Here is a 6,893-nt window from a genome sequence, read left to right on the forward strand (position 1 = left end):
GTGTACACGATACTGTACCCGGTCAACGAGCTCAAGATAGGGGGAGCGGAGCAACAGCTCCTCGAGCTGGTGAGGGGGCTCGACAAGACCAGGTTTCACCCGATAGTGGCTCCATTGTACCCTGGTGGAGCGCTGGAGCCCGAGTTCAGGGCCGTGGAGGGTGCCGAGGTGATAGATCTTCACCGGCGAGGCAAGTACGACATGTCCCCGCTGTGGAAGCTTGGGAAGCTGCTCGTAGAGCGTCGAGTAGACATAATTCAGCCATTCCTCACCCCTTCCACCTTCTTCGGGTTGCTGCCGGCCTTCATCGTCGGCACCAAGGTCAAGATAGTCACCGAGAGGTGCGGCGCACGCCGCAACAGGGGGACGGGCTACAAGGCCTACAGGTTGATGGAGGATTTCATGAGTCGCTATGCGGACGCGCTGGTGCCAAACAGCCAGGCGGGCAAGGCACTGCTGATCGAGCGTCGGCTGCCCCCTTCCCGCATGCAGGTGATCTACAACGGCATCAACTTCGACCGCCTGAAGCCCGATCCCCTGGAGGTCGCCAAGATAAGGGCCCAGTTGGGCCCTGGTGATGCCAAGGTGGTGGGCATCCTCGCGAGCCTCACCCCTCCCAAGGGGCATGATGTGTTGCTGCGGGCCGCCAAGATGCTATCTCCCAGTCATCCAGAACTAAGGTACGCTATAGTCGGGGATGGTCCCCTCAGGGAAGAGCTAGAAGTTCTGACCCAAAGCCTGGGGCTTTCCGATAGGGTGGTGTTCTTCGGGTACCGTCGTAACGTGGCCGACTTCCTTGCAGCTTTCGATGTGTTGGTCTCGGCTTCCAGAGACAACGAGGGCTGCTCTAACTCCGTGTTGGAGGCCATGGCAATGGAGGTCCCCGTGATAGGCACCGACATAGGGGGCAATCGGGAGCTAATCCAAGATGGCGTCACGGGCTACCTAGTACCTCCCGATGAGCCCGCCGCACTGGCCTCCAAGCTTTCGTGGGTAATGGAGCATTGGGATCAGGTTACGCAGCTTGCCCGGGAGACAAGCCTGTTGGTCATGGGCCGTTTCAGCCTAGAGGGGATGGTCAGGCAGTACGAGGAGCTGTATGAGCGGCTCCTGGCGCATGCGGAGCGCAAGGTGTCATCAAGTGCCTTGGCGCTTGATGGGGGAGTCTCGGCAGAAGATGCGTAAGTTGCTGTTGGTAGCCATTGCTGGCTGCGTTGCTCAGTTAGTGGATGGCTCGCTGGGCATGGCCTACGGCGTGACCTCCACCACGCTGCTGCTAGCTCTGGGCATAGCTCCTGTGGTGGCCAGCGCCAGCGTCCACCTCGCCGAGGTAGGTACCACTTTGGTCTCTGGGCTGGCTCATGCTAGGTTTGGCAATGTCGACTGGCAAGTAGCCGGGAAGATAGCTCTGCCGGGGGCAGCCGGGGCCCTGTTGGGTGCACTGCTACTTGGCAGGTTGCCGGTGCACCTAGCTAAGATCTGGGTGTCAGCCTTTCTTCTATGCCTGGGATGCTACCTTATACTCAGGTTCTTGTTAGGTAGACCCAACGCGCGCGTAGCTGACCCTTCTACCAAGACCTTGGCGATCACTGGCGGCGTGGCCGGCTTCCTGGATGCTGTGGGGGGCGGGGGCTGGGGACCAGTCGCCACACCCACCCTGATGGCAGCATCCCGCATGCAGCCTCGGAAGGTCGTGGGCACTGTAGATACGAGTGAGTTCCTGGTGTCGTGTGCAGCTAGCTTAGGGTTCTTGCTCTCGATTAATAGGGGCAGTATAGCTTTCCCCTTGGTATCTTGCATGCTTGCTGGTGGGTTAGTAGCAGCCCCGGTCGCTGCCTGGCTCGTAAGGCACATGCACCCAAGCCTTTTGGGCGTTGGTGTCGGGGGGCTCATACTTCTCACCAACGCGCACACCATGCTGGACGCATTTAAGGTTCATGGCGTGGCTGAGCTCACTGCCTACACGAGCATAGGGGCTTTGTGGCTCATAGCAGCTGTGGTTGCTATCTCGGCGGTGCTCGTCGAGAGGTTTTACTATAGGGTACAGAGGGGCCTGGAGATATAGCGGGCTGGGATGGTGCTACTTGATCCGCAAGGCGTAGCTCGGCATAAAGTCTCCAGCCCTATAGGCATCGATCTCAAACACCTCGAGGATGGCCATCAGGCGCTTCTCCTGCTCGGGAGATACCTTCTCGCGCCACTTGCGGACTAGCCAATGACGCTGCTCGGCATCCCGACTCTCCAGCACCTGCTGCGTGGCCTTGTCCGACTTGTATTTGACGTGGGAAGGCTTATCTATCCAGCGCAACATGCGTTCGGGATACGGGAGGTCTAGGAGGGCACACACATGAGTAACTATCTTTGCGGGCTCCACAACCATCTGCTCATAGGATACTACTACCCAATCTGGCCGGGTGTCCCGCAAAGGCACGCTTGTCTGTAGGCACCAAGATAGCACCCCGCACTCAAGCTTGTCCCCGTGCCGCAGGATGCGCTCGGCCTCGGCTAGCTGCGTGGCGGAGAACCTGTCGGCGTACTCCGTGCGTAGCATCGGCAGCAGGGTGGGATAGGCTTCCCTGGATATCGCCACCGCTATGGGGTGCCGAATCAGGTAGATGATCCTGCCGTTGAACGTGTCGGCGAACCAGTTGAGCCTGTGCTCGCACCCATGGATCATCTTGAACACTATGCGGTGAGTCACCGGACGGTAATAGCGGGACAAAGGATGGGGGTCCATGAAGTGCAGCTTGCCCTCGCAGAAGCCCCTGAGGTACTCTTCTATCAGCATAAGCTAGGAGGTATCGTAGAGCTGCTCCCAGGCGCTGAGGTGAGAGTGCCCCCTCACGAAGGGATTGCGCAGATCCAGGGGCTCGTCGCAGGTCTTGAAGCCTGGTTGGGTCTGTATCAGCTCCATCAGCCAAGTGGAACCGCTGCGTGGGAGAGAGCACAGGAAGATGTTGGGGCTGCCGTCCGGCCTGTGGATGCTCAGGAACCCCTTGATACGCTTTCTGGCCTTGAGCAGCGCTTTTGGTTGGGGCCCTTGTAGAAGGGCATCCCTGTCTAGATACGGCCTGTCGATGCTGATCTCCTGGTCGTGCTTGCTGGCGGTCAAAATCTTACCTCCTTGCTCGCCTATAACCTTATCAATAGGTTATAGGCGGGAGGTTGAGGATATGAGAGGCTTTGGTTGTTAAAAGTCGGAGATTTGCCGGCCTACCTGCACCTTGTTCTCCGATGGAGTGCAAGGGGGAAACTGCTCCATCAACACCGCTTTCAGGCGACGTCGATCCGCCAGGACCTCCGGGGGATAACGGGTGCACCTGGCCACCGCGCGCTCTATGTATTGCTCGGTGGTGCATATCGGCCTTGCCGGCACTCCTGCTACCACCATGCCGGGAGGTACAGACCTCGTTACCACAGCTCCTGCACCCACGATCGAGCCTTTGCCGATGCGGATGCCAGGCATAAGAATGACCCTGGCGCCTATGAAGCAGTCGTCCTCTATGTCGATCCTTCCAAAGCGCATCATACCTTCGTACTCCGGCCGTCGCCTGAACACCCAGGTAGCACCGTCGTGGGTCAGAAAAGCCACGCCGTGGGAGATCGTCACGTTGTTGCCTATGCTTATCAAATAGGGCTCGCTGCCGAACTGGGGCTTGCCCATGATGCGCACGTTCTCCCCTAACCTTAGCCCCTGCCTAGTGGCGCTGAGGAGCAACAACCTATTCCTCAACACCCTAAGCCAACGCAGCATAGCTCACCTCCTGTCGTGTATGTGTGTCGTTCTATAGTCTAGTCACGTGTGGTATACAAAAGGTATATGTGTTTATTGTGTGAGGTTGAGGTTGACCGTCCTTGGGACAGCTGTGATGGGCAAAGGACTGAACCCTTTCTCAACCTTGCATCTACGGCAGGATAACTAAGTTTCCCTAGGATGTATGTTGACCTCTTGAGGGAACTCTGTAAGGAGAGAGCATGGCCGCTAACGATGTTTTGGTGGATATGACGCGAAGGCAGCTGAGGCCTTCGCAGGTGGTGACCATAAAGCCCACCCGTGGCTGGCACCTGATCAACCTGCGCGAGCTGTGGGCATATAGAGAGCTGATATATTTCCTCACTTGGCGAGAGGTAAAGATCCGTTACAAGCAAACGGCTATAGGCGCCGCTTGGGCGGTGCTGCAGCCGTTGGCGATGATGGTCGTGTTCCTACTATTTTTCAATAAACTAGCGAAGGTGGATAGCGGTCCGGTCCCTTACCCAGTGTTCGCGTACGCGGGCCTCATGCCCTGGCAGTTGTTCTCCCGGGCCATCACCAACGCTGCTAGCAGCCTGGTCACCGATCGGAGGCTCATCACTAAGGTGTATTTCCCAAGGATAATCGTGCCGTCAGCTTCGGTGCTTGCGGGCATGGTGGACTTTGCGGTCTCCACGGGCCTGTTGGTCGTGCTGATGGTCATCTATGGGGTGAGGCCCGGAATAAGCTTGTTGATAGTGCCCTTGGTGCTAGTGCTCATGGTCATAACGGCGCTTGGAGTGGGTTTTTGGTTATCGGCGCTCAACGCCGAGTACCGCGACGTGGCCTATACCATGCCCTTCCTCAATCAGTTCTGGCTGTTCATCACTCCCGTGGTCTATCCCACCAGTATGGTGCCGGAGGCCTGGAGACTGCTATATGGACTCAATCCGATGACCGGTGTGGTGGAGGGGTTTCGCTGGGCGGTGACCGGTGTGGGTCCCGCTCCATGGGAGCTAATGGCTCTGTCGGCCCTAGTTGGGGGAACCATATTCATAACCGGCATGGCATGGTTCAAGCGCTGTGAGCGCACCTTCGTTGACGTCATAGGATCTGGAGGTTAGTTGAGGTGGCAGATGTGGCGATCCGCGCTGAAGGTCTAGGCAAGCGTTACTTCATAGGTGAGAAGCAGCGATATAAGGCGCTGCGGGATGTGCTGGCACAGGGCATGAGGGCCCCCATCAGGATGCTGCGCCATGCAGCTGAGGGCGATGCAGCTAGAGGCCGAAAGGGCCGCAAGCGCCCGGAGTTTTGGGCTATAAGGGATGTGTCGTTCGAGATCAAACAGGGAGAGGTCGTGGGCATAGTCGGCCGCAACGGCGCCGGCAAGAGCACCCTGCTAAAGGTCCTCTCTAGGATCACGGAGCCTACTACGGGCTATGCCGAGATCCATGGGCGCGTGGGATCGCTGCTGGAGGTGGGCACCGGTTTCCATCCCGAGCTCACAGGGCGTGAGAACATCTACCTCAACGGCGCCGTGCTGGGCATGCCCAAAACGGAGATAGAGCGCAAGTTCGATGAGATCGTTGAGTTCGCCGAGGTGGCCAAGTTTCTCGATACTCCCGTCAAGCACTACTCCAGCGGCATGTACCTGCGGCTCGCGTTCGCTGTCGCGGCGCACCTCGAGCCCGAGATTCTGTTGGTGGATGAGGTGCTTGCTGTGGGAGATGCTGCCTTCCAGAAGAAGTGCCTAGGGAAGATGGGGGACGTGGCCAAGGCCGGCAGAACGGTGCTCTTCGTCAGCCATAACATGGAGGCCATACTCAACCTCTGCCAGAGGGCTATCCTGCTGGAACGTGGTACCGTTGCTGCCGAAGGCGAGACGAGGGATGTCATAGAGAGGTACCTGAAAGGCGTAATGGCCAGCGCATCCATGCCTCTTGCCGAGCGCACGGACCGCAAGGGTAACCAGAGGCTCAAGTTTACAGGATTCGCCGTGGTGGATGCTGTCACCGGCGATCCTCTACCTCAACCCATGACGGGCCAGGACATCAAGCTGCTGCTGCACTATAGATCTGCTGATGGTAGGCCGCTAAGGAAAGTACATGTTTCTGTCCCTATCCACGGCATGTACGATGAGAAGCTGTTCCATCTGGCCTCCAACACCAGCGGCAGCGACTTCGAGGAGGCTCCCCCCGAGGGGACCTTCGAGTGCCTCATCCCTCGTCTGCCGCTCCAGCCCGGTAGATATACCTTCAATGTGTACGCAAGGGTCGGGTCGGACGTGGCCGATTGGGTGCAGGGCGCGGGCATCATAGATGTGGCTCCAGGTGATTTCTTTGGGTCCGGCCGCCTCCCGCCAGCCAACCAAGGCTCGGTGTTGGTGGAGCATCGCTGGCAGGTCTCTGCGTCCGAGCGGCTGTACGTCCTCAGCGGTGATCGGGAGCTGTAGCTCCCGATCACCTTCGTCTGCTAGCTACCGTGAACCCTTCTGTACTCCTCATAGCTGATCCCAAAGCAGGCTGCGATCATTCCCAAGGATGTCGCTATCCATTTGAGCCTCATGATGGCCCTGGTCTTGCCCTGCAGTACCAGCGAAGGGAGCAGCTTGATGGATTCCTGAAGGATGGATAGCACCGCTCTCATGATTAGCCCAATTAGGCTTCGTCGTAGCTCGGGCGGGAGGGCCTTCTCGCAGCGGATCTTCGTGTTGCCTACCCTGTAGGCGCGTCTCATCACCCAGCCGAAGTTGCTTCTGCTTGGAGGGATGGTCTCCCACACCACGCTGCGGTCGCTCCAGATCATATTCGCGCCAAGTCGGCTTAATGTTCTGAACAACATGGTGTCCGAGCCGCCGGTGAGCGCAAATCTAGGGTCGAAAGGCCCCTCAACCCAGTCCAGTAAATCCTTCCTGATGAGCACGTTAGATGTATGCGCCACTTCCAGCTTCCCTCCGTCCTCGGCCAACTTCTTCTCGAAGAGTCCAGAGTCCAGCACCCAGGAAGGGGGTTGAGACTCGAACTCAGGCAGCACCTTGCCTGCGACGACGTCGGCGTTGTAGAGTCTTTGGGTGTAGAGGAGCTCATCCAGCCAGGAGGGATCTGCATACTCATCGTCGTCGATGAAGGCTATGAAGTCACAGTGCTTGGCCAGGGCCACT

8 protein-coding genes are annotated in these 6,893 nt (G+C 58.3%); 4 read left to right on the forward strand and 4 right to left on the reverse strand.

Features of this window, described 5'->3' with window-relative positions:
- Together N2245_RS01390 and N2245_RS01395 are read left to right on the forward strand one after the other, a co-directional pair.
- Window positions 1-1,185, forward strand: a complete 1,185-nt coding sequence (locus N2245_RS01390) for a glycosyltransferase (protein WP_494534944.1) — start codon at window positions 1-3, stop codon at window positions 1,183-1,185.
- Window positions 1,178-2,065 carry a sulfite exporter TauE/SafE family protein gene (locus N2245_RS01395; RefSeq protein ID WP_494534945.1) on the forward strand — a complete coding sequence of 296 codons (888 nt, stop codon included), beginning with the start codon at window positions 1,178-1,180 and terminating at the stop codon, window positions 2,063-2,065. The genes N2245_RS01390 and N2245_RS01395 overlap by 8 nt, the downstream gene beginning before the upstream one ends.
- Window positions 2,066-2,080: 15 nt before the next feature.
- Here the strand turns inward: N2245_RS01395 and N2245_RS01400 are convergent, their stop codons facing one another.
- From N2245_RS01400 to N2245_RS01410, 3 genes are all read right to left on the reverse strand, one after another.
- The gene (locus tag N2245_RS01400) at window positions 2,081-2,788 is read right to left on the reverse strand and encodes a sulfotransferase domain-containing protein (protein WP_494534946.1); all 708 of its coding nucleotides are present in this window, start codon (window positions 2,786-2,788) and stop codon (window positions 2,081-2,083) included.
- 3 nt (window positions 2,789-2,791) lie between these two features.
- Window positions 2,792-3,112: a hypothetical protein gene (locus N2245_RS01405; protein WP_494534947.1), complete on the reverse strand. Its 321-nt coding sequence runs from the start codon at window positions 3,110-3,112 to the stop codon at window positions 2,792-2,794.
- 78 nt (window positions 3,113-3,190) lie between these two features.
- Window positions 3,191-3,754: an acyltransferase gene (locus N2245_RS01410; RefSeq protein WP_494534948.1), complete on the reverse strand. Its 564-nt coding sequence runs from the start codon at window positions 3,752-3,754 to the stop codon at window positions 3,191-3,193.
- A 221-nt stretch (window positions 3,755-3,975) separates the two neighbouring features.
- On the opposite strand from N2245_RS01410, the gene N2245_RS01415 reads away from it, so the two are divergent.
- Together N2245_RS01415 and N2245_RS01420 are read left to right on the forward strand one after the other, a co-directional pair.
- The gene (locus N2245_RS01415; RefSeq protein ID WP_494534949.1) at window positions 3,976-4,857 is read left to right on the forward strand and encodes an ABC transporter permease; all 882 of its coding nucleotides are present in this window, start codon (window positions 3,976-3,978) and stop codon (window positions 4,855-4,857) included.
- 5 nt (window positions 4,858-4,862) lie between these two features.
- Window positions 4,863-6,185 carry an ABC transporter ATP-binding protein gene (locus N2245_RS01420; protein WP_494534950.1) on the forward strand — a complete coding sequence of 441 codons (1,323 nt, stop codon included), beginning with the start codon at window positions 4,863-4,865 and terminating at the stop codon, window positions 6,183-6,185.
- 20 nt (window positions 6,186-6,205) lie between these two features.
- Here the strand turns inward: N2245_RS01420 and N2245_RS01425 are convergent.
- The coding region (locus N2245_RS01425) for a glycosyltransferase (RefSeq protein ID WP_494534951.1) at window positions 6,206-6,893 on the reverse strand (688 nt) is incomplete at its 5' end.

Source organism: Thermobaculum sp. T2p, assembly GCF_059335935.1.